A 22,161-nucleotide genomic window follows, 5' to 3' on the forward strand; every position below is an offset into this window, starting at 1 on the left:
AAGCCGCTCCTACATGAACAATTGGATGTTGCCGAACGCGGCGTCGCAGTTCACCAGGTCGACGCGCTTGAGGCGGATGCGCAGCGCGCCGTCCTGCTCGACCAGGTGATGCGTGGCCCAGCCGGCGTACAGCGTCTGCGCGTCCTGCCGCGTCTCGACGTAATGGAAGGCGGTGCGCACCACGTGGCGGCCCTGGTCCGGCGCCGAATCGGGATGGTCGTGCTCGACCGTGGGCGCCTGCAGCAGGTGGTGGCAGCGGCTTTTGGGTTGCTGCGAGAAGGTGCGCTGGCCGGCCAGGCGCTCGACGCGCACGCGCAGCAGCAGCTTGTCCTCGTACATGAGCGAGGCATGCAGACGGGCGTCGGTCTGGCCGTGGGCCAGCGGCATCCAGTAGTAGCCATCGTCGGCGTACAGCTCCAGCCAGTCCTCGAAGCGCAGCTCGTCGAGCAGGCGCGCCTCGGCGTAGACGAAATCGATCAGGTCGCGGTCGCTGAAGCTCATGCCTGCTCCGTCATGTAGCGGCCCCATGCGCGGTACTGGTTGCGCATCTGCCATTCGTTGGTGCCGTTGGTGGTGACGTTCTTCTGGCCGAGCTCGGCCGGGTCGTAGAGGCGGCCGACGTTGACCCAGTCGCGGGCGCGCGATTGCAGGCCATCCTGCGCGCGCTCGTACATCTCCAGGTCGTCGTGGCCGACCACCGAGGTGGGCGCGTTGATCAGGCGGTTGTACATGAGGGTGCGTTCCAGCAGCAGGTCGGGCGCGCCGACCAGGCGGAAGGTCCACGATTCCACCAGGGTGCGGTCGGCGGCGATCGGCTTGAACACGCGCAGGGTCTGGATCGGGCCCTTGACCATGATGTTGGGGAAGTACACGGTGTTGTGGCGCACGTCGCCCAGGATCTGGTGGGCGCGCTCCTCGCCGTAGGCGGCGACCATCGACTCCCAGTAACCCGGAATGCCCGAATAGGCGGCGTGGATCGAATCGGACACGCCGGTGTGGCCGTGGCCGTTTTCCCAGACGCGGATGCCCATGTTCTCGAAGAACTCGTAGGGCGAGATGAAGGGCGCGAACAGTTCCACCGCCATCGGCTTTGGGGTGCCGGCCGGGGCCTGCTCCCAGACCTTGACGGCGGTGCCGGCCGACGATTCGTGCGCCACCATCGGGTGGCAGGTGTCGGTCTGGTTGTCGACCAGCATCTTCCAGTTGCAGCGGTGCATGTAGCGCAGCACGCCGCCGGCCACTTCCAGCCGGCCCTCGGGCGAGCGGTCGACCATGTTGTCCAGCGTCGACAGCGCGTCGCCGAAGAAGTCCTCGAACGACTGGCCGTTCGGGTTCAGGCGGCAGAACACGAAGCCGCGATGGTTGCGCACGTCTTTGACCGCCGCCATGCCCTGGCTGGCCTCGCACTGCTCCAGGCCGGTGTTCTCGTAGCCCTTCTTCAGCGGGATCGACAGCAGGCTGCCGTCGGTCTTGAAGGTCCAGGCATGGTACGGGCAGCGGAAGAACTTGCCGGTGTTGCCGCAGGCGTCGCCCGCCACCATGGTGCCCTTGTGCGGACAGCGGTTGTGCAGCACGCGCACCGAGCGGTCGCTGTGCCGCACCATCACCACCGGCTGGTTGCCGACGGTGGTGGTGATGTAGTCGCCGGGATTGGGCACCTGGCTGTCGTGGCCGACAAAGACCCAGGTGTTGGCGTACAGCCGTTCCATCTCCAGGTCGAACAGTTCCGGGTCGATGAACAGGTCCTTGTGCACCTCGGTCTCGCGCAGCAGGGCGCGGATGGCGTCGGGGTTGTCGCGGTATTTGGCCATGGTGGTCTCCTCTTGTCGCGCCCGGCCCTACAGGTCCAGCACCAGGCGCGCCGACTTGGCGCGCGAGATGCAGATCTGGATGATCTTGCCGCTGGCCTTCTCGGTATCCGACAGGTAGTAGTCGCGGTGGTCCGGCTCGCCCTCCAGCACAGTGGCCTGGCACACGCCGCATTCGCCGCGCTTGCAGTCGTACATCGGGTCGCAGCCTTCTTCTTCCATGATGTCGACGATGGTCTTGTCGGCGGGGATGGTCAGCACCCGGCCGGACTGGCGCAGTTCGACCTCGAAGGGTTGGTCGCCCGCCTGCGGCGCGGCGCTGGCGAACAGCTCGAAATGGATGTGGGCGTCGGGCCAGTGGCGCGCGCGCGCTTCCTGGATGACGGCGTCGATCAGGCCCTTGGGGCCGCAGACGTAGAGGTGCTGGCGCGGATGGGCGGCGTCCAGCAGCGCCTTCAGGTCGAAGCGGCAGGTCGCGTCGTCGTCGGCGTGCGGCACCAGCGCGTCGCCGGCCAGCGCCTGCAGTTCCGGCAGGAACGCCAGCTGGTCGCGGCTGCGGCCGCTGTAGTGCAGTTCGAAGGCGCGGCCGGCGGACTTGAGCGCCGCGGCCATCGACGCCACCGGCGTGATGCCGATGCCGCCGGCGATCAGCACCACCGGCTCGTCGCCGGCCGGGGCCTCGTGCAGCGGGAAATCGTTCTTCGGGCCTTCGACGCTGAGCGTGTCGCCCACCGCCAGCCCGTGCATGTGGCGCGATCCGCCCTGGCTGGCTTCCTCCAGCCGCACGCCCAGGCGATATTCGACGGGTTCGGCGAAACGGCCGGCCTCCGGCGCCAGTTGCACCAGCGAGTAGCAGCGCGGTTCGCGCAGGCCCGGCACGCTGACCTTCAGGTGGGCGCCGGGGCCGAAGGCGGGCAGGGCGCCGCCGTCTTCGCGCGCCAGGCGCAGCGAGCGGATCAGCGGCGATTCCTGCCGGACTTCACGGACGATGAGTTTCAGGGTTTGCACGGCGTTCGTCTCTATCTCGATGTCAGGCGGCCAGTTTTTCGGCCAGTTGGCGTTCCATGGGGCCGCATTTCTCGTCGGCCAGCGCGGCCTGGCGCAGGGCGCGCAGCGAGGCGGCCGCATCGGGCCGGCCCGCCAGCTGGGCGGCGGCCGCGATCAGCTGGCGGTACTTGCCGCCGCCGCGCACGTGGGTGTCGCTGTAGCCTTTGACCAGGCGGCGGCAGTTGACGGTCTCGACCGCCAGGTCGTAGTCGCGCGGCGCCAGGCTGGCGATCAGGTCGAGCCATTGGGTCAGCCCCGCGGATTCGATTTGGTGGCGCAGCGTGCGGCGGCGGAAGCGCCGCATGCCGGCTAGCGTGTACAGCATCAGGAAGCCGCCCAGCGTGCCGCTCTGCATGCGGCGGCCCTTGCCCAGGCGGCGTTCGACGAAACCGCCGAAGGCTTTCGACCGTTCGAGCCAGCGGCCCAGCCCGGCCGGCAGCGTGCCGCAGATTTCCTCCAGCCGCGGATGCATGAATTCGGTGGTGTAGACCAGTTGGTCCGGCTTGGCGCCCACTTCGGCGCGCACCCGCTCGAAGCGGCTGCCGCGCGTCTTCAGGTCGGCCACGCGGATCACGTCGTCATAGGCCATGGCGGTGGCCAGGTAGCGCGCGGCGGCACAGGTCAGCGCCCATTGCCGGGCGTCGCCGCCGTGGCGCGCGTCGAGTTCGCGGATCGCGGCCATGCGGGCCAGGTAGTCCTCGGCATAGGCCAGGTCCTGGAACTCGATCTGGCGGCGCACGCCGGCCGTCAGCATCGGCTGCGCACAGGCGGGGAAATCGCGCTGGATGCGGTCCAGCAAGGCCTGCGCCTTCGGGCTGGCGGCGCGCTCGGGCACGGCGGGCACCGGCCGCGTCAGGTCGATCGCGGCCGGCTGCGCGGGCGCCTGGTCGGCGGCCTCGAAGCCGAGCGCGAAGGCGCGCAGGCTGGCGTCCACGCCGACGCCGGCGCGGCGCACGGTGGCCTCGAAGTCGTCGCGCGAGAACGGCAGCGCGCCGCTGCCGGCCACGGCGCCGAACAGGCTGGCGCTGATGACGCTGCCGGCGCGGTCGGCCAGGTCCTGCAGGTCGAAGCAGAGGAAACGGCGGGCCGCGGCACGGCCGGCCTCCAGCACCTTGTTGGGATCGGCGATGCCGTTGCCGGGCGCCGATTTCTCGCTGACCGCGTAGCTGCGATGCGATGAGGTGATCAGCATGCTGCGGTCGGGCGTGACCAGCCCGCGCTGGATGGCGCGGCCGCCTTCCATCAGCTCGGCCGCCACCACCAGGTCGACGTCGCCCGGCGTGGGCATCAGCGCCAGCGCGGGCGGACGGCCGGCGCGGGTCACGTCGGACTCGGGCAGCAGTTCCAGGTAATAGATGGTGGCGCCGGTGCGTTGCGCCACGCCCGGCACCGAGGTGGTCTGGGCCCACCAGCCGGCGTGCTCGGCCATGTCGACGATCCAGTCGGCCAGCACGCCGCCGCCCTGGCCGCCCATGGCCAGGATGGCGATCTTGATGGGAGTGCCTTGCTGCAATGCCACCGGGTTCATGGGGCGGGTCCTCACAGGGCGAATTTGGCCAGGCGCGCTTCGCGGCGGCGCTGCAGGTAGCCGATCACGCCCTGGCGCAGGCGCGCCAGGAAACGGTCGCGGCCGCTGGGATTGTGGACGATGTCGGCGCGGTAGAAGGACGGGCACAGCACGGCGGCGTGCGCCACTTCGCCGCAGTTGCCGCAGCCGACGCAGCTGCTCTCGACGTGGGCGACCGGATCTTCCTTGAGGGGATCGCCGCTGTCCTTGACCGTCAGGGACGGGCAGCCGGACAGCCGGATACAGGCGTGGTCGCCGGTGCAGACGTCGGGGTCGACGCCGAAGCGTTCCTTGACCACGCGCTTGCCCGCCTTGACCGCCTGGTTGAACAGCGGCTTGATGCGGCGCTGCTTGTTCAGCATGCATTCCGACTGGGCGATGATGACCTTGGGGCCCTTGATGTCGGTGGTCAGCGCTTCTTCGATGGTGGCGCGCACCTTGGCCACGTCGTAGGTGCGGTCCAGCGTGCGCACCCACTTCACGCCCACGCCGCGCACGGCCTGGTCGATGGGGTTGTTAGTGGAGCGGTCCGGATTCTCGGCGCGCGAGGACAGGATGTCCTGCCCGCCGGTGGCCGAGGCGTAGAAGTTGTCGACGATGACGATGACGCCGTCGTATTTGTTGAACACCGCGTTGCCGATGCCCGAGGCCAGGCCGTTGTGCCAGAAGCCGCCGTCGCCCATGATCGAGATGGGCCGCTTGGCCGCCGGCACGTTGAAGGCCGCGGCGCTGGACGCGCCCAGGCCGTAGCCCATGGTGGTCGCGCCCAGGTTGAACGGCGGCAGGATCGAGAACAGGTGGCAGCCGATGTCGCAGGAGATATGGTGCTGGCCCAGCTTTTCCTGCGCCAGCGTCAGGGCCGAGAAGATCGGCCGCTCCGGACAGCCGGTACAGAAGCCGGCCGGGCGGGGCGGCACCACGGCGGCCAGTTCCGCGACGTGCTTGTGGAAGGTGATGGGCTGCTCGGCCGGACGCGGCGCGGGCTTGGGCCGCGTGATCTCGGTGACCTGCAGCGCGGGCTCGGCGGCGCCGGCGTCGGCGGCCACGGCCGGATGGGTCTGCAGCGATTCGGGGCGTTCGCGTTTGAGGAATTCACGCAGGCCGTCGCGCATCACCTGGGTGGTGTATTCGCCGGCCATCGGCAACACGTCCTTGCCGGACAGTTTCGTATCGACGCCGGCCTTGCGCAGCACCGCGTGCAGGGCCTGTTCCAGGTAGTCGGGCTGGCCTTCCTCCAGCAGCAGCACGGCGCGCTTGCCGCGGCAGAAGTCGATGACCTCGTCCTCGATGACGGGGTAGGCCACGTTCATCACGTACAGCGGGATGCGGCTGTTGCCGAAGTTGTCGGCCAGGCCCAGCAATTGCAGCGAACGGATCACGCCGTTGTACAGGCCGCCCTGCAGGATCAGGCCGATGTCGTCCTGGTCGCCGTCGAAGTGTTCGTTGAGCTTGTGTTCCTTGATATAGCGGATGGCGGCGGGCCAGCGCTCCTTGATCTTTTCCTGCTCGTGCAGGAACGAGGCCGGCGGCAGCACGATGCGGCTGGTGTCGCGCGCCGGGCTTTCCAGCGCCTGGGCCAGCGAGAACGCCGGCCGCTGGTTGTCCTTGGCGATGAAGCGGCCGTGCACGTGGCAGCCGCGGATGCGCAATTGCAGCATCACCGGCGTCTTGCTGGCCTCCGACAGCGCGAAGCCGTCTTCCACCGCCTTGACCATGCTTTCCAGGTTGGGGCGCGGATCGAGCAGCCAGATCTGCGATTTCATGGCGAACGCGTGCGAGCGTTCCTGCATGATGGACGAGCCTTCGCCGTAGTCCTCGCCGACGATGATGAGCGAACCGCCGGTGACGCCGCCCGAGGCCAGGTTGGCCAGCGCATCGGAGGCGACGTTGGTGCCGACGGTGGATTTCCAGGTGACCGCGCCGCGGATCGGGTACATGACCGAGGCGGCCAGCGTGGCGGCGGCGGTGGCTTCCGAGGCGCTGGCCTCGAAGTGCACGCCGAGTTCCTGCAGGATGTCGTTGGCGTCGGCCAGCACGTCCATCAGGTGCGAGATGGGCGAGCCCTGGTAGCCCGCGACATAGCCCACGCCGGACTGCAGCAGCGCCTTGGTGACCGCGAGAATCCCCTCGCCGCGGAACTCCTCGCCCGCGCCGATGCGCAACTGCTGGACTTCTTTCTTGAAAGACCTTTCAGCCATCTCGAACTCCTCCACGCGGACCGGCATCCGGGTCCCGAAGCCATGCTGCTGCGCAGCACGCCCATGTCACGAAATTTCGCTCTGAAAAATACTTTAGGAGTCAACGTTTTAGCTGTCAACAAAAAAGATGAAATTTCATGGAATCAAAAAAATATCACGCGAAAACAAGGGTGTATATACTGGTTGTCCTCTAGCCTGAAGGCGCTGAAAAGGCGCTTTCATGGTGCAAAAACGGGTCGCGATTCGGGGTATACCCTGTGCTGCGCAACAGCATTGCGCCGCGTCATGGCGCGCGTTTGCGCCGCCGTGGTGCAATGCGCCTGCCGGCCTCGGGTCGTCTATTCACTATTGATGCGTGGGAGCGGAACAACATGCGGTCGGACAAGCAGGGCAACGGGACCCAGGCCAGTGGCGCGCGGTTCGTCGACGACTACCTGGCCTACCTGCTGGCGCAGGCCAGCCAGCGCATCTCGGCGGAGTTCCACCAGCAGGTGAAGGCCGCCGGCCTGTCGGTCACCGAATGGCGGGTGCTGGCCAGCCTGGAGGGCAGCGCCGGCGAGACCATCGGCGACCTGGCGGTGCTGGCGATCACCAAGCAGCCGACGCTCAGCAAGGTGGTGCAGCGCATGGAGACCGAGGGGCTGGTGGCGCGCAGCGGCGTGCGCGCCGACCGCCGCCAGACGCGCGTGGTCATCACCACCAAGGGCCGCCACCTGATCGGCGCGCTGTGCGAGCAGGCCATGCAGCACCAGAAGGCGGTGCTGGCGCCGTTCGGCGAGGACCAAGCGGCGCTGCTGATCGACATGCTGCGGCGCCTGATGGCCGAGCACGTGCCGCTCGACCTGCCGCTGGACGCCGACGAATAGGGGCGCTCCGGCCGCGCCGGACGGGGCTGGCGCCGGTATGGCGGCCGGTCCGGCCGGGCGAACAGTGTTTATATCAAGGGATGATCGATTTTTTTGTCATATTTTTATACGTCCCTAAATATGTTTCTCCTCTGAAAACCCCCTCCGGTACGCATAAACCCTTAATTGACGCGGGTCTTGGGCCTAGGCAATATCGCGCCGGTATTCAGACTATAGTCAGGAGTTAAACCTATGCGCCGCACTTTGATTGCCATCGCGATCGCCGCCGCCGTGGCCGTGCCCTCGATCGGGCAGGCCAAGACCTTCCGTTGGGCCGCCCAGGGCGACATCCTCACCTTTGATCCGCACTCGCAGAACGAAGGCATGACGATTGCCGCCAACAGCTACGTCTATGAACCGCTGGTGGACTACGACAAGGACTTCAAGGTGGTGCCGCGCCTGGCAACCGAGTGGGAGCAGGTTTCGCCCACGCTGTACCGCTTCAAGCTGCGCCCCGGCGTCAAGTTCCACGACGGCGCCGCCTTCACGGCCGACGACGTGGTGTTCTCGGTGCACCGCGCCATGGCGCCCACCTCGAACTACAAGGCCTACACCACCGGCATCAAGGAAGCGCGCAAGATCGACGACCTGACGGTCGAGATCGAGACCTCGGCGCCCAACCCGGTGCTGCTGCGCCAGCTGCCCAACGTGTTCATCATGAACAAGGCCTGGTCGGAGAAGAACAACATCGCCAAGCCGCAGGACTTCGTCAACAAGGAAGAGACCTTCGGCGCCCGCAACACCAACGGCACCGGCCCGTACAAGCTGAAGTCGCGCGAAGTCGACGTGCGCACCGTGTTCGAAGAGAACAAGGGCTGGTGGAACCAGGCCAACAAGGTCGGCAACGTGACCGAAGTGGTGTTCACCCCGATCAAGCAGAACGCCACCCGCACCGCCGCGCTGCTGTCCGGCGAGATCGACTTCGTGCTGGATCCGGCCGCCCAGGACCTGGACCGCCTGCGCCAGTCGGCCAAGGTGGTCGAGGGCAACGAATACCGCACCATCTACCTGGGCCTGGACCAGAAGCGTCCCGAGCTGCAGTACTCCAGCATCAAGGGCAAGAACCCGTTCCAGGACATCCGCGTGCGCGAAGCGCTGTACCGCGCCATCGACGTCGACGCCATCAAGCGCGCCGTGATGCGCGGCCTGTCGGCGCCCACCGGCACCATGATCGCGCCGCAGGTCCACGGCTGGGCCGAATCGCTGCACAAGCGCGTGCCCTACGATCCCGAGAAGGCCCGCGCCCTGCTCAAGGATGCCGGCTATGACGGCACCCTGAACTTCACGCTGGACTGTCCCAACAACCGCTACATCAACGACGAGGCCATCTGCCAGGCCGTGGTCGGCATGTGGGCCAAGGTGGGCGTGAAGGCGACCATGAACGCCATGCCGCGTTCGACCTACTTCCCCAAGGTGCAGAACTCCGACACCAGCGCCTACCTGTTCGGCTGGGGCGTGCCGACGTTCGACGCCATGTACACGCTGCAGAACCTGATCCGCACCAAGGGCGAGGGCGCGGACGGCATGTACAACCTGGGCAACTACAGCAACAAGGACCTGGACGCGGTCATCGACCGCATCAAGACGGAAACCGACGTGGCCAAGCGCGACGCCGACATCCGCAAGGTGCTGGAAGTCCACGCCCAGGAATTCGGCCACATCCCGCTGCATGACCAGGTCATCCCCTGGGCCATGCGCAAGAACGTGTCGGTGATCCACCGCGCGGACAACCGCCTCGTTGCCGACTGGGTCAAGGTCGACTGACCCCGCCCTTCCGGCTAATCAGACAGCGAAGCCCCGCGGGGCTTCGCCGTTTTGCCTTTCCCGCCTATGTTTGCTTTCATACTGCGTCGCCTGTTGCAGGCCGTAGCGGTGATGCTCACCGTCGCGCTACTGGCCTTCGTGCTTTTTCAATACGTCGGCGACCCTGTCACCATCATGCTGGGGCAGGACGCCACCGATGCCGAGCGCATCGAACTGCGTGAGCGCCTGGGGCTGAACGAGCCCGCCATCGTCCAGTTCGGCCACTTCGTGGCCAACGCCGCGCAAGGCAATTTCGGCATTTCCCTGCGCCAGAGCGAACCGGTCTCGACCCTGCTCAAATCGCGCCTGCCGGCCACGCTGGAGCTGTCCCTGGTGGCGGCCCTGCTGGCGCTGGTGGTGGGCGTGCCGCTGGGCGTGTATACCGCGCTCAAGCGCAACAGCCTGCTGTCGCAGTTGTTGCTGGCCGGCTCGCTGCTGGGCGTGTCGTTGCCGACCTTCCTGATCGGCATCCTGCTTATCCTGGTGTTCTCGGTGCAGCTGGGCTGGCTGCCCAGCTACGGCCGCGGCGATACCGTGGCGCTGGGCTGGTGGACCTCCGGCCTGTTCACCGCGAATGGCTGGAAGCACCTGATCCTGCCGTCGATCACGCTGTCGCTGTTCCAGATGACCCTGGTGCTGCGGCTGGTGCGTTCGGAAATGCTGGAGGTGCTGCGTTCGGACTACATCAAGTTCGCCCGCGCCCGCGGCCTGAAGCGTCGCGCCATCCATTTCGGCCACGCGCTCAAGAACACCATGGTGCCCGTCATCACCATCACCGGCCTGCAGCTGGGTGGCATCATCGCCTTCGCCATCGTGACCGAGACGGTGTTCCAGTGGCCCGGCATGGGGCTGCTGTTCATTCAGGCGGTGCAATTCGCCGACGTGCCGGTGATGGCCGCGTACCTGTGCCTGATCGCGCTGGTGTTCGTGGTGATCAACCTGATCGTCGATCTTCTGTATTTTGTCGTGGACCCGCGCCTGCGCTCCGGGCTGACCCGCGGCGGAGGTGGCCACTGATGCGTGCCGTTATGAAACGCTGGTGGGACAGCGATATTGCCTGGGCCTGGCGCCGGGCCCCCGTGGCCATCGTCGCCACCGTGCTGCTGGCAGCCCTGCTGATCGGCTCCTTCGGGGCCGGCTGGGTGGCGCCGCACAATCCGTTCGACCTGACCAAGGTCGAACTGCTGGACGCGCTGCTGCCGCCGGCCTGGTCGCCCAACGGCCAGTCGACCTATCTGCTGGGCACCGACAGCCAGGGACGCGACCTGTATTCGGCGATCCTGTACGGCACCCGCGTGTCGCTGCTGATCGGCCTGGCCTCGGTGCTGCTGTCGATGCTGATCGGCATCGTGCTGGGGCTGATCTCGGGGTACGCGGGCGGGCGCATCGATGCCTTCATCATGCGGATCGCCGACGTGCAGCTGTCGTTCCCGGCGATCCTGATCGCGCTGCTGATCGACGGCGTGGCGCGCGCGGCGGTGCCGCGCGAGCTGCACGAGATCATCGCGTTCCCGGTGCTGATCGGCGCCATCGCACTGGCCGGCTGGCCGCAGTACGCGCGCACGGTGCGCGGCTCGACCCTGGTGGAGAAGAACCGCGAGTACGTGCAGGCGGCGCGCGTGATCGGCGTGGCCTCGCCCGTGATCATGTTCCGCCACGTGCTGCCCAACGTGCTGGGGCCGGTGCTGGTGCTGGCCACCGTGCACCTGGCGACCGCCATCATCACCGAGGCGACGCTGTCGTTCCTTGGGGTGGGGGTGCCGCCGACGGCGCCGTCGCTGGGCACGCTGATCCGCATCGGCAACGATTTCCTGTTTTCCGGCGAATGGTGGATCACCATCTTCCCGGGCGCGGCGCTGGTGCTGCTGGTGCTGTCGGTCAACCTGCTGGGTGACTGGCTGCGCGACGCATTGAATCCACGCCTGAATTAGAGATATACCCATGAGCGCATTACTTGAAGTCCGCAATCTGCGCGTCGAGTTTCCGACGCGCCGCGGCACGCTACGCGCCCTGGACGACGTGTCCTTTTCGATCCAGGCGGGCGAAGTCCTGGGCGTGGTGGGGGAATCGGGCGCCGGCAAGTCGCTGACCGGCGCGTCGATCATCGGCCTGCTGGAACCGCCCGGCCGCATCGCGGCCGGCGAGATCCTGCTGGCGGGCCGGCGCATCGACAACCTGCCCGACGAGCAGATGCGCCGCGTGCGCGGCCGCGAGATCGGAGCGGTGTTCCAGGACCCGCTGACCTCCTTGAATCCGCTGTACACGGTGGGCCGGCAACTGGCCGAGACCATCGTGACGCACCTGGACATGAGCTGGTCGCAGGCGCGCAACCGCGCGGTCGAGCTGCTGGCGGCTACCGGCATCCCGGCGGCGCGCGAGCGCATCGACCACTATCCGCACCAGTTCTCGGGCGGCATGCGGCAGCGAGTGGTGATCGCGCTGGCGCTGGCGGCCGAGCCCAAGCTGGTGGTGGCGGACGAGCCGACCACGGCGCTGGACGTGTCGATCCAGGCGCAGATCATCGAGCTGCTCAAGCGCCTGTGCCGCGAACAGGGCACGGCGGTGATGCTGATCACGCACGACATGGGCGTGATCGCGGAAACGGCGGACCGCGTGGCGGTGATGTACGCGGGACGCGTGGCCGAGATCGGCCCCGTGCGCGACGTCATCCACCAGCCGCGCCATCCGTATACGACGGGGCTGATGGGATCGATCCCGTCGCTGCAGGGACATTCCGAGCGGCTGGTGCAGATCGACGGCAGCATGCCGCGGCTGAACGCGATTCCGCCGGGCTGTGCCTTCAATCCGCGCTGCGGGCGGCGCCTGCCGCGCTGCGGCCAGGACCGGCCCGAGCTGATGCCGGCGGGCACGTCCCGCGCGGCCTGTTGGTTGCATGAAAACGAAGTCGAGGTGGCCACATGAGCACGCCGTTGGTGGAAGTGAAGGACGCGGCGCGCTGGTTCGATGTGTCGCCGCCCTGGCTGGAGCGCAAGCTGGCGGGCAAGCCGCGGGTGATGCTGCGCGCGGTGGACGGCGTGTCGTTCGAGATCAAGCGCGGCGAGACGCTGGCGCTGGTGGGCGAGTCGGGCTGCGGCAAGTCGACGGTGGCGCGCATGCTGGTGGGGCTGTATGGCCTGACCCGCGGCGACATCCGCTTCGACGGCCAACCGTTGTCGCGCATGTCGGAGCCGGGCGGGCGCGAGCTGCGCAAGCGGCTGCAGATGATCTTCCAGGATCCGTATGCGAGCCTGAATCCGCGCTGGCGGGTCGGCCGCATCATTGCCGAGCCGATGCTGACGCACACGAAGATGACGCCGGCCGAGCGCACGGCGCGGGTCGGCGATCTGCTCAAGCAGGTGGGGCTGGATCCGGCCGACCAGAGCCGCTATCCACATCAGTTCTCGGGCGGGCAGCGCCAGCGCATTTCGATCGCGCGGGCGCTGGCGGTGAATCCGGAGTTCCTGGTGTGCGACGAGCCGACGTCGGCGCTGGATGTGTCGGTGCAGGCGCAGGTGCTGAACCTGATGAAGGATCTGCAGCGCGAGCTGGGGCTGACCTACCTGTTCATCTCGCACAATCTGGCGGTGGTGCATCACGTGGCCGATCGGGTCGGGGTGATGTATCTGGGGCGGATGGTGGAGGTGGCGCCGCGCGATGAGCTGTTCGCGCGGCCGCGGCATCCGTATACGCGGATGCTGCTGGAGGCGATTCCGGATATCGATGGGACCGGGAAGCCGCGCACGGCGGTGGCGGGGGAAGTGCCGAATCCGTTGAATCCGCCGTCGGGGTGCACGTTTCATCCTCGGTGTCCGCATGCGAATGAGCGGTGCAAGGCGGAGGCGCCTGTGGCTCGGGTGGCGGAGCTGGCGGTTGTGGCTTGCCATGCGGTGGAGGAGGGGCGGATTGCGGGGTGATCTTTTGCTGTCTTAGTCTTGTGGGTTGTTTGAGTTCTTGAGGCGTCTGTCGCGGCGGTCGGCGGCGGGCGCGGGGCTACGATTGCGGTCCGGAGCGTTCGCTCCGGACTGCCCCTTCCTCATCCTCGTTGCCGCCTGCGGCGGCTGCCTTCGGATTCCGTCGGGCGCATCTACACGCCCCGCGCCCACCGCCGACCGCCGCGACAGACTTGCGTCAGCGGCTCATGACGGGTGCTGGGGCGACTGGTGTGCTTGGCGTGTTTGCCGGCACTGTCGTGGGGGGAGAGGGTCTTGCGGGGCTGCTGCAACGGGGCCGCGCGGGCGGCCCGTTGCAGCGTCTGAGGGGTGGGGCGTCGAGGTGGTGCTGGCTTGCTCGCTTGCCTTTTTTTTTCGGGGCGGTGTGGCGGGGGAGTGGTTTTGGCAAAGGGCTTCCTTTTGGAAGCCCTTTTGTTTGTGGGAGGACGGCGGATTGGGGCCGGCCGCCTGCCTTGTTGTTCTTCAGTGACGGTGGCCGGGGTCGTTGTGGTCGTGGGGGTGGTCGTGGGCGTCGTCTTCGTCCTCGTCGTCGTCTTCTTCGTCTTCCTCGTCCGGATCGGGCAGGGGTTCCTCGGTCAGGGCGAAGGGGAGGACGTCTTCCAGGGTGTCGGACCAGGCGGATTCTTCGCCGTCGTGGTCGAGCTTGATGAAGCGTTCGCCTTCGTTCAGTGAGATCTGGATGGCCCAGAGGTAGAGGCAGTCGTAGGTGTCGTCGCCGGTCGGGGGCAGGCCGCCGCGGTTGCCCAGGAGGCGGGCGCCGGGGCCGCCCAGCTGGACGTGGGTCTGCTCTTCGTCGGGCTCGGCGTTTTCGTCGATGGGCACGCCATAGGTGACCCATTCGGTGCCTTCTTCTCCCAGTACGACTTCGGCCAGGACGGGCTTGCCCAGGTAGGCGCTGAGGGCGTCCGCGGTCTTGGCCAGCATGTCGAGTTCGGTCGCGCTGAAGTGGGTCAGGGAAGGCGGGGGCGTGGCGGAGGCGGACATGGGGGTTCCTGGCGCGATGATGCCGCGGGGACGGCGTTACGAAAAAACAGACGCTATTGTCTCGCGATCACGCGAGGCTTGCATCGGGCGCTTGGATGACGATGCATCCAGGCGCGGCGTGGCGGGATGTCAGGCCGGCGCGGCGGGACGTTTGCGGGCGCTGTCGGGGGATTGGCCGGTCAGGCGCTGGAACATGGCGATGAAGGCGGACGGGGTGCTGTAGCCGAGTTCGCGCGCCACGGGTTTGCACCGGATGGCCGGCATCGAGCATCTCCAGCGCGCTGACGACGCGCAGGCGCTGGCGCCATTCGTTGAAGGGCATGCCCAGGTGCTGCTGGCAGTGGCGCAGCAGGGTGCGCTCGGTGATGCCGGCGGTGGCGGCCCAGTGGGCCGCGCCGCGCTTGTCGCCAGGCTGGCGCTGCAGGGCCGCGAGAATCGGCGCCAGCGTGGCGTCGTGGGTGGACGGCAGATAGCTGGCGTAGGCGCGGGCCACGCGGATCTGGTCGATCACGACCTGCGCCAGGCGCCGGTCTTCGGGCGTATCCGGATAGGCGACGCCGCGCCGTTCGAAGTCGGCCAGCACGGCGCGCATGACCGGGCTGATTTCCAGCGTGCAGGGCGTGGCGGGCAGGGTGGCGCAGGCGGCGGCGGGGACGTCGATGCAGGCGTAATGCACTTCGGCCTGGTTCTGGCAGCAATGGGGGACCTGCGGCGGGATCCAGATGGCGTAGTGGGGCGGCGACAGGTAGGTCGTGTCCTCGATGCCGATTTCCATGATGCCCGAGAGGGCGAAATTCAATTCGCCCCAGGGCGAGCGATGGCGCTGGATGCTGGATTTCGGCAGGAAGTGCAGGATGCGGCAGGCCAGGGGATAGGGCCTGCCGGGGCCAAGGTCGGGAAAGGGGGCCATGTCCGAAGTTCGCGTGGAATTGTCGGTTTTTCATTATATACAGCGAGTCGGACAGCTCCTACACTGGCCGCTTGTTTTCCATGCTTGGCAGTATTTCCATGACGCGCGCAGATTCTCCCGCCACCCCGGCCCGCTACCTGATGTTCCCGCTGCTGGCGGCGCTGATCTGGTCGGTCAACATGATCGTGACCAAGATGGCGGCCGGCCTGATCTCGCCGGCGGTCATCGGCTTCTACCGCTGGACCCTGGCGGGCGTGCTGCTGACGCCGTTCGCGCTGCCCGGCCTGTGGCGCCAGCGCCGCCTGGTGTGGCCCTACCTGCCCAAGTTCGCGGTGCTGGGCGGGCTGGGCATGGCGCTGTACCAGGGCCTGGCCTATGTGGCGGCCGGCAGCACGACGGCGACCAACATGGGCATCATCACCGCGATGATCCCGCTGCTGACGATCGCGGTGGGGGCGCTGGTGCTGCGCGAGCGGCCGTCGGCGCTGGCGCTGCTGGGCGGCCTGCTGTCGCTGGCGGGCCTGGCGCTGCTGATCGGCGAGGGCGATCCGACGCGGTTGCTGTCGGTGGGCGCCAACCATGGCGACGTGCTGATGGGCGTGGCCGCGCTGGCCTACGCGCTCTACGGCGTGCTGCTGCGCCGCTGGGGCCTGCCTGTCGGGCCGTGGGTGTCGCTGTACGTGCAGGTGGCGTTCGGCGTGCTGTTCCAGCTGCCGGGGTTCCTGATGGCGCCCGCCTCGCCCATCAATGGCGACAACCTGCCGCTGGTGCTCTATGCGGGGGTGTTCCCGTCGCTGTTCGCGCCGTTCCTGTGGATGCAGGGCGTGCGGCACCTGGGGCCGAACCGCGCCAGCGTGTTTCTGAACCTGATGCCGGTGGGCACGGTGGCGATCGCGGCGGTGTTCCTGGACGAGAAGCCGCATCTCTTTCACATCATCGGCGGCGCGATGGCGCTGGCCGGGGTGATGCTGGCGCAGATGCGGGCGCCGTTCGCCGGCTGGCGGCGGGCGCGGGCCGCGTCGTAGAACGGCCGCCTGTCGCACGCCTGTCCGGGTTCCGGCCTACAATCAACGATTCATCAGCTTTCTTACCCTATACGAGCCCATGGCCCAATACGTCTACACCATGAACCGCGTCGGCAAGATCGTGCCGCCCAAGCGGCAGATCCTGCGTGACATCTCGCTTTCGTTTTTTCCTGGCGCCAAGATCGGCGTGCTGGGCCTGAACGGCTCGGGCAAGTCGACGCTGCTGAAGATCATGGCGGGCGTGGATCGCGAAATCGAGGGCGAAGCCATCCCCATGCCGGGCCTGAACATCGGCTACCTGCCGCAGGAGCCGCAGCTCAACCCCGAGCACACGGTGCGCCAGGCGGTTGAGGAAGGCCTGGGCGCGGTGGTCACCGCCAAGAAGCGCCTGGACGAGGTCTACGCGGCCTACGCCGAGCCGGACGCCGACTTCGACGCGCTGGCCGCCGAGCAGGCCGAGCTGGAAGCCATCATCGCCGCCGCCGCCTCCAGCGGCGCCGACGACATCGAACACCAGATGGAAATCGCCGCCGACGCGCTGCGCCTGCCGCCCTGGGATGCCATCGTCGGCAACCTGTCCGGCGGTGAAAAGCGCCGCGTGGCGCTGTGCCGCCTGCTGCTGTCCAAGCCCGACATGCTGCTGCTGGACGAACCCACCAACCACCTGGATGCCGAAAGTGTCGAGTGGCTGGAACAGTTCCTGCACAAGTTCCCGGGCACCGTCGTGGGCGTGACCCACGATCGCTACTTCCTGGACAACGCCGCCGAGTGGATCCTCGAACTGGACCGCGGCTACGGCATCCCCTGGAAGGGCAACTACAGCTCGTGGCTGGAACAGAAGGAAGACCGCCTCAAGCAGGAAGAGTCGTCCGAGTCGGCCCGCCAGAAGACCATCAAGAAGGAACTGGAGTGGGTGCGCCAGAACCCGAAGGGCCGCCAGGCCAAGGCCAAGGCGCGCCTGGCCCGCTTCGAGGAACTGTCGTCCTACGAATACCAGAAGCGCAACGAAACCCAGGAAATCTTCATTCCGGTGGGCGAGCGCCTGGGCAACGAGGTCATCGAGTTCAACAACGTCAGCAAGGCCTACGGCGACCGCCTGCTGATCGACAACCTCAGCTTCAAGATCCCGGCCGGCGCCATCGTCGGCATCATCGGCGCCAACGGCGCCGGCAAGTCGACGCTGTTCCGCATGATCGCGGGCCGCGAGCAGCCGGATTCGGGCGAAGTGAAGATCGGCCAGACCGTCAAGCTGGCCTACGTCGATCAGTCGCGCGACGCGCTCGAAGACAAGAAGACCGTGTTCGACGCGGTCGCCGACGGCGCCGACCTGCTGACCGTGGGCAAGTTCGAGATGTCCTCGCGCGCCTATCTGGGGCGCTTCAACTTCAAGGGCGGCGACCAGAACAAGGTGGTCGGCCAGCTGTCGGGCGGTGAACGCGGCCGCCTGCACATGGCCAAGACGCTGATCGCCGGCGGCAACGTGCTGCTGCTGGACGAACCGTCCAACGACCTCGACGTCGAAACGCTGCGCGCGCTGGAAGACGCGCTGCTGGAGTTCCCCGGCAGCGTCATGGTCATCAGCCACGATCGCTGGTTCCTGGACCGTATCGCCACGCACATCCTGGCCTTCGAAGGCGATTCGCAAGTGGTGTTCTTCGATGGCAACTACCAGGAGTACGAAGCCGACAAGAAGCGCCGCCTGGGCGAAGAGGGCGCCAAGCCCAAGCGCCTGCGCTACAAGGCATTGAAGTAAGCTGGCCTGACTGGCAGTCCGAAAACCCGGCCATTGCGTGCCGGGTTTTTTTCAAGCGGTTCCCAATATTCCAGGAGTCCCCCCATGCTGCTGCAAGCCTCCGATTCCACGCTGCTCATCGTCGACATGCAGGGCCGCCTGATGCCCGTGATCCACGACGGCGACGCGGTGTTGGCCGCCAACGCCAAGCTGGCGCAGGCCGCGCGGCTGCTGGAGGTGCCGGTGGTGGCCACCGAGCATCACAGCAAGATGCTGGGCGTCACGGTGGCGCCGCTCGCCGAACTGGTGCAGTCCACGTTCCAGAAGATGCACTTCTCCGCGGCGCGCGAGCGCGGCTTCGATGCGTGGCTGCCGGCGGCGCGCAAGACGGTGCTGGTGACCGGCTGCGAGGCCCACATCTGCGTGTTGCAGACCGTCATCGGTTTGACCGAACTGGGTTACAAGGCGGTGCTGGTGGCCGACGCGGCGGGTTCGCGCAAGCCGTCCGACCACCATGCCGCGCTGCGCCGCGCGCGCGCCCACGGCGCCGAGATCGTGACCACGGAGATGGCGATTTTCGAGTGGATGGAGACCTGCGAGCATGCGCGCTTCCGCGACGTGTTACGTCTGGTCAAATAGCGGTCCGTTCCAGCAACACTGTCCCTGGGAAGCGCAAAGATTCCCTCGCCGTTTGACACAATTCCTGGGCAAACTTCACAGCGCGGGACGGGATATTTTGCGATCCTGAAGGCTCTAAACCCACAAGGGGCATCGTGCGCTCGCGTCTGGATCTTGGTGCGACCCCGGGGACAAGAATAGGAGCCTCATCATGAAAATCGCATCTCTTTCCAAAATCTGTGTCGCTGTTGCCATGGCCGCCGCCATGGCGGGTTGCTCGTCGTGGGATAGCATGAGCCATCGCCAGAAAAGCACGGTGGGCGGTGCGGCGCTCGGCGGCGTGGCGGGTGCCGTCATCACCAACGGCGGCATTCTCGGCACGGTGGGCGGCGCGGCCATCGGCGGCGTCATCGGCGATCAGGTGGGCAAGCACTAAACCGCGAACCAGGCGGTCGCCAGCGCAGGCTGGCGCGCTGCGCCCAAATGCGAAAACGCCCGGCATTGCCGGGCGTTTTTTTGCGCGCATCGCGTGCGGATCCGGCGCCGGCCAGCGGCGCGCGGAAAACGCGTCAGGATTCGCTTTGCGGCATCTCGATCTTCACTTCCAGCACTTCGAGGGTGTCCTGGCGTTCCAGGTGCACCTTGATGTCCTCGGGGTTGATCTTCACGTATTTGGAAATCACCGCGATGAGTTCCTGCTGCAACTGCGGCAGGTAGTCGGGCGAGTCGCCACGGCCCCGCTCGTGGGCCAGGATGATCTGCAACCGTTCCTTGGCGACGGAAGCGGATGTTTTCTTTTGACCAAGCAGAAACGACAGGAAGGACATTGCTTACTTGCCTCCGAACAGGCGTTTCAGGAAACCCGGCTTTTCGTAGTCGGTAAAGCGCAGGGCCTTGTCTTCGCCCAGGTAGCGGGCCACGACGTCCTTGTAGGCCTCGGACACGTCGGTATCTTTCAGGTGGATGGCCGGCAGGCCCTGGTTCGAGGCCTGCAGCACGGCTTCGGACTCGGGGATGACGCCGATCAGCTTGATGCGCAGGATGTCCTCGATGTCGCCCAGCGACAGCATCTCGCCGTCGACCACGCGCTTGGGGTTGTAGCGCGTCAGCAGCAGGAATTCCTTGACCGGGTCGCCGCCTTCGACGGCGCGCTTGGACTTGGCCGCCAGGATGCCCAGGATGCGGTCGGAGTCGCGCACCGACGAGACTTCGGGGTTGGTCACGACCAGCGCGTCGTCGGCGAAATAGGCCGCCATCAGCGCGCCCGTCTCGATGCCGGCGGGCGAGTCGCAGACGATGTAGTCGAAGCCCATTTCCTTCAGGTCGTTGATGACCTTTTCCACGCCTTCCTGCGTCAGCGCGTCCTTGTCGCGCGTCTGCGAGGCGGGCAGGATGAACAGGTTTTCAAGCTGCTTGTCCTTGATCAGCGCCTGGTTGAGCGTGGCTTCACCCTGGATCACATTGACGAAGTCGTACACCACGCGACGCTCGCAGCCCATGATGAGGTCGAGATTGCGCAGGCCGACGTCGAAGTCGATGACAGCGGTCTTGTGGCCCCGCATCGCGAGGCCCGCGGAAAAACTGGCGCTCGTCGTGGTTTTGCCCACGCCGCCTTTGCCGGAAGTCACCACAACAATGCGTGTCATGACGATCAAACCCTTATGTTCGAATAAATCGCGTTATCGTAAAGCAAAAAGCCCGTGTAAGGCTTCTTACAGAATGTGTTGAACGGGCACCGCCCGTTCAAGGTAAACAGAGTCTGTCGATGCAAGACCGTTCCGAGCCTGGCGCGGTCTTGCCAGAGGCCGGCCCGCTCAGGCTTTCAGGGCCTCGATGCGCAAGGTATCGCCATCCAGGCGCACCAGCGCGGGCTGGTTGTGCAGCGAGCGGTCGAGCTTGTCCTCGACCACGCGATAGACGCCGGCCACGGCCAGCAGCTCGGCATCCAGATGCGTGGTGAAGATGCGCGCCGAGGTGTCGCCGCGCGCGCCGGCCATGGCCTTGCCGCGCAGCGGTCCGTACACGTGCACGTTGCCGTCGGCGATGACTTCGGCGCCCTGGCTGACCATGCCGATCACGACCAGGTCGGTGTGGCGCGCGTAGACGCGCTGGCCGGAACGCAGCGGGCGGGTGATGACCAGGGCCGACGACGATTGCGGCGCGGCCGGCGTCGGGCTGGCGGCCGACGTGGTGCTGGCGGCGGCGCGCTCGGGCAGCGGTTCGGCCGCGCTCTTGGGCGTGGCGGGTTCGGCGGCCTTTTCGGCCGGCGCTTCGGCAGCCGTGGTGGGCGCGGGCGCGATCTCGACGGCGGCGGCCGGCACCGACGGCACCGGCGTGGCGACGTCGTTGGGCGGGGCGGTGTCGATCACCTGCGCCGGACGCGCGGCCGGGGTGGACAGCTCCACCGGCGTCAGGCCCGCGGCGCGGGCCGCGGCCAGGTTGGCGCCTTCGGCCACCACGCCGATGGGCGGCAGGTTGTGCCCGCGCAAGGCGCCGACCAGCGCGGCCCAGTCGATGGCTTCCTCGACGCGGCTGGCGTCGATCACCACGGGCTCGTTCTCGAAGAAGCTGCCGGCGTCGGCCATGCGCTTGGCCAGCGCGGCGTTCAGGCGTTCGGGGTCGGCGCTGTGCAGGACCACCCGGATCGCATACAGGGTGGCGCTCTTGAAGTCCAGGGCTAGGGATTCAGTGTTCATCTTGATTGGGGCTGGCGGTTCGGGGCGCCTGGAAGGGGCGCGCGCAACCGGCTGCGGAATGTCGGGCATGATAACCCGCCCGGGCCCCGTTCAATCGTTCGGCCAAGGGTAAAAACCCCCCAGGTTGCGGGTGGCTTCGGCGGCGGCGGCCACCACCAGCGCCGCATGTTCGCGTTGCAGCCGCGGCGTGGGCATGGTCAGCGTGACGGCGCCGGCCAGGGCCCCCGTTTCATTGAAGACCGGCGCCGAGATGCCGGACAGCTCGGGCATGCGGTCACCCTCCAGCACCACCACGCCGCTGTGGCGGATGGTCTCGTACGGCTCGCCGGCCGCGCCGGCGAAGGCCATCAGCACGCGTCCGCCCGCGCCCCGTTCCAGCGGCAGCAGGTCGCCGGCCTTGATGTGGTCGCGCACCGGCTGCGGCGAATCCACCCGGTACAGGCACAGGCGATGGTCGCCCTGGCGCACGTGGAACGCGGCGCTTTCGCGGGTCACGCGGGTCAGTTCCCGCAGTACCGGCATCACCACCCCTTCCAGCGAGAACGACGCCGCATACACGGCGTGCAGCCGCGCGATCTCCGCGCCCAGCGTGTAGTGGCCGTCCGCGCTGCGCTGCACCAGGCGGCCGTGTTCCAGCGAGGCCAGCAGGCGCAGCACGGTGCTCTTGTAGAGCTGGGTGCGCTCGGCCAGTTCCGCCAGGGTCAGGGCGGTGTCGCCCGTGCGGAAGGCGGACAGCACCGACAGCGCGCGATCGACCGCGGCGGCGCCGCCGGGCGCGGCGTGCTGGTCGGCGAGGGAGGGCTGGCTGGCTTTTCTGGGCATGGCGAAACGGCCTTTCGGGCAGGCAGGGTTGACACCCGGAATCCGGATGGGGAATAATTTATAGAACGTCGTTCTATCTTATAGAACGCTAAGGAG

At 67.2% G+C, this 22,161-nt stretch carries 21 protein-coding genes; 10 read left to right on the forward strand and 11 right to left on the reverse strand.

The genetic code is table 11. The features are described 5' to 3' along the window. Nucleotides 1-9: 9 nt before the first annotated feature. From H0523_RS00345 to H0523_RS00365, 5 genes are read right to left on the reverse strand one after another with little or no spacing between them, the layout of a single operon-like run. Complete coding sequence (locus H0523_RS00345) at nt 10-501, reverse strand: aromatic-ring-hydroxylating dioxygenase subunit beta (protein ID WP_054432868.1); 492 nt, start codon at nt 499-501, stop codon at nt 10-12. Beyond that, nucleotides 498-1,811, reverse strand: a complete 1,314-nt coding sequence (locus tag H0523_RS00350) for an aromatic ring-hydroxylating dioxygenase subunit alpha (RefSeq protein ID WP_054432869.1) — start codon at nt 1,809-1,811, stop codon at nt 498-500. The genes H0523_RS00345 and H0523_RS00350 overlap by 4 nt, the downstream gene beginning before the upstream one ends. A gap of 27 nt (nt 1,812-1,838) precedes the next feature. Beyond that, nucleotides 1,839-2,816 carry a PDR/VanB family oxidoreductase gene (locus H0523_RS00355; protein ID WP_054432870.1) on the reverse strand — a complete coding sequence of 326 codons (978 nt, stop codon included), beginning with the start codon at nt 2,814-2,816 and terminating at the stop codon, nt 1,839-1,841. Nucleotides 2,817-2,838: 22 nt separating this feature from the next. Beyond that, nucleotides 2,839-4,383 carry an indolepyruvate oxidoreductase subunit beta family protein gene (locus tag H0523_RS00360; protein WP_054432871.1) on the reverse strand — a complete coding sequence of 515 codons (1,545 nt, stop codon included), beginning with the start codon at nt 4,381-4,383 and terminating at the stop codon, nt 2,839-2,841. 11 nt (nt 4,384-4,394) lie between these two features. Then, nucleotides 4,395-6,620, reverse strand: coding sequence for a ferredoxin family protein (locus H0523_RS00365; RefSeq protein WP_054433080.1), 2,226 nt, complete (start codon nt 6,618-6,620; stop codon nt 4,395-4,397). 371 nt (nt 6,621-6,991) lie between these two features. Here H0523_RS00365 and H0523_RS00370 point away from each other — a divergent pair, with 371 nt between their 5' ends. From H0523_RS00370 to H0523_RS00395, 6 genes are all read left to right on the forward strand, one after another. Further along, nucleotides 6,992-7,486: a MarR family winged helix-turn-helix transcriptional regulator gene (locus H0523_RS00370; RefSeq protein ID WP_054432872.1), complete on the forward strand. Its 495-nt coding sequence runs from the start codon at nt 6,992-6,994 to the stop codon at nt 7,484-7,486. Nucleotides 7,487-7,717: 231 nt separating this feature from the next. Further along, the gene (locus H0523_RS00375; protein ID WP_054432873.1) at nt 7,718-9,289 is read left to right on the forward strand and encodes an ABC transporter substrate-binding protein; all 1,572 of its coding nucleotides are present in this window, start codon (nt 7,718-7,720) and stop codon (nt 9,287-9,289) included. 66 nt (nt 9,290-9,355) lie between these two features. Beyond that, nucleotides 9,356-10,345 (forward strand): ABC transporter permease, encoded by a 990-nt coding sequence (locus tag H0523_RS00380; protein WP_054416501.1) that lies wholly within the window; start codon nt 9,356-9,358, stop codon nt 10,343-10,345. Further along, a complete protein-coding gene (locus H0523_RS00385) occupies nt 10,345-11,259 on the forward strand; it encodes an ABC transporter permease (protein ID WP_054432874.1) in 915 nt (304 codons plus the stop codon). The genes H0523_RS00380 and H0523_RS00385 overlap by 1 nt, the downstream gene beginning before the upstream one ends. Nucleotides 11,260-11,269: 10 nt before the next feature. Continuing rightward, nucleotides 11,270-12,250 (forward strand): ABC transporter ATP-binding protein, encoded by a 981-nt coding sequence (locus H0523_RS00390; RefSeq protein WP_006393133.1) that lies wholly within the window; start codon nt 11,270-11,272, stop codon nt 12,248-12,250. Next, the gene (locus H0523_RS00395; protein WP_054432875.1) at nt 12,247-13,242 is read left to right on the forward strand and encodes an ABC transporter ATP-binding protein; all 996 of its coding nucleotides are present in this window, start codon (nt 12,247-12,249) and stop codon (nt 13,240-13,242) included. Before H0523_RS00390 ends, H0523_RS00395 begins: the two co-directional genes overlap by 4 nt. 498 nt (nt 13,243-13,740) lie before the next feature. On the opposite strand, the gene H0523_RS00400 is transcribed toward H0523_RS00395, so the two are convergent. Beyond that, the gene (locus H0523_RS00400; RefSeq protein WP_054432876.1) at nt 13,741-14,262 is read right to left on the reverse strand and encodes a hypothetical protein; all 522 of its coding nucleotides are present in this window, start codon (nt 14,260-14,262) and stop codon (nt 13,741-13,743) included. Nucleotides 14,263-14,329: 67 nt separating this feature from the next. Next, the gene (locus H0523_RS00405; protein ID WP_257224950.1) at nt 14,330-15,172 is read right to left on the reverse strand and encodes an AraC family transcriptional regulator; all 843 of its coding nucleotides are present in this window, start codon (nt 15,170-15,172) and stop codon (nt 14,330-14,332) included. Between the two features lie 98 nt (nt 15,173-15,270). On the opposite strand from H0523_RS00405, the gene H0523_RS00410 reads away from it, so the two are divergent. The 4 genes from H0523_RS00410 (at nt 15,271) to H0523_RS00425 (ending at nt 18,983) form a co-directional block, all read left to right on the forward strand. After that, on the forward strand, nt 15,271-16,197 hold the full coding sequence (locus tag H0523_RS00410) for a DMT family transporter (RefSeq protein ID WP_082385803.1): 927 nt from the start codon (nt 15,271-15,273) through the stop codon (nt 16,195-16,197). A gap of 79 nt (nt 16,198-16,276) precedes the next feature. Next, nucleotides 16,277-17,950: an energy-dependent translational throttle protein EttA gene (gene ettA, locus H0523_RS00415; protein ID WP_006393139.1), complete on the forward strand. Its 1,674-nt coding sequence runs from the start codon at nt 16,277-16,279 to the stop codon at nt 17,948-17,950. 84 nt (nt 17,951-18,034) lie between these two features. Next, the gene (locus H0523_RS00420; protein WP_054432878.1) at nt 18,035-18,568 is read left to right on the forward strand and encodes an isochorismatase family protein; all 534 of its coding nucleotides are present in this window, start codon (nt 18,035-18,037) and stop codon (nt 18,566-18,568) included. A 190-nt stretch (nt 18,569-18,758) separates the two neighbouring features. Beyond that, complete coding sequence (locus H0523_RS00425; protein WP_006388976.1) at nt 18,759-18,983, forward strand: YMGG-like glycine zipper-containing protein; 225 nt, start codon at nt 18,759-18,761, stop codon at nt 18,981-18,983. Nucleotides 18,984-19,116: 133 nt separating this feature from the next. On the opposite strand, the gene minE is transcribed toward H0523_RS00425, so the two are convergent. From minE to H0523_RS00445, 4 genes are all read right to left on the reverse strand, one after another. Then, nucleotides 19,117-19,374 (reverse strand): cell division topological specificity factor MinE, encoded by a 258-nt coding sequence (gene minE, locus H0523_RS00430; protein WP_006393143.1) that lies wholly within the window; start codon nt 19,372-19,374, stop codon nt 19,117-19,119. Between the two features lie 3 nt (nt 19,375-19,377). Then, entirely contained in the window at nt 19,378-20,193 is an 816-nt protein-coding gene (minD, locus tag H0523_RS00435; RefSeq protein WP_035361266.1) for a septum site-determining protein MinD, read from the reverse strand. Between the two features lie 168 nt (nt 20,194-20,361). After that, nucleotides 20,362-21,243: a septum site-determining protein MinC gene (minC, locus tag H0523_RS00440; protein WP_054432879.1), complete on the reverse strand. Its 882-nt coding sequence runs from the start codon at nt 21,241-21,243 to the stop codon at nt 20,362-20,364. A gap of 90 nt (nt 21,244-21,333) precedes the next feature. Continuing rightward, nucleotides 21,334-22,065, reverse strand: coding sequence for an IclR family transcriptional regulator (locus tag H0523_RS00445; protein WP_054432880.1), 732 nt, complete (start codon nt 22,063-22,065; stop codon nt 21,334-21,336). Nucleotides 22,066-22,161: the final 96 nt, after the last annotated feature.

It is taken from the genome of Achromobacter insuavis, from assembly GCF_902859645.1.
Taxonomy (GTDB): domain Bacteria; phylum Pseudomonadota; class Gammaproteobacteria; order Burkholderiales; family Burkholderiaceae_B; genus Achromobacter; species Achromobacter insuavis.